Here is a 273-nt window from a genome sequence, read left to right as displayed (position 1 = left end):
CCTTGAGGGGCGGGACGTTGCGCGAGGGGTGGAGCCGAAAGGCGCCGGGAAGGGTCACTCGGCAGCCTGCGCGCCCTGGCCCTGGGGCTCCTTGTCCTTGTCGAACTCCAGGAGCTCGACCATGACGCCGAGGTCCGGCACGGTGTCGTAGTAGGCGTAGAGCCCGTGGCCGCCGTCGAACTCGCCGCGCTGGAGCAGGCCGTGGCCCCTGCCCTCGAGGTAGGCGCCGCGCTTGGTGACGTTGCGGGTGCGAAGGCGATGTGGTGGCAGCCG

The 273-nt window shown here is 71.4% G+C and carries 1 protein-coding gene; it reads right to left on the bottom strand.

Going from position 1 to position 273, the window contains the following annotated elements:
* Positions 1-54: 54 nt before the first annotated feature.
* Positions 55-273, bottom strand: a 219-nt coding sequence (locus C1X29_RS28465) for a hypothetical protein (protein ID WP_218275717.1), incomplete at its 5' end; no start/stop codon positions are given.

The sequence above is a fragment of the Pseudomonas sp. GW456-12-10-14-LB2 genome, from assembly GCF_002884345.1.
Lineage (GTDB): Bacteria > Pseudomonadota > Gammaproteobacteria > Pseudomonadales > Pseudomonadaceae > Aquipseudomonas > Aquipseudomonas paraglycinae.
The sequence above is the reverse complement of the archived record's forward strand: the minus strand, read 5'-3'. Positions and strand labels throughout refer to the sequence as shown.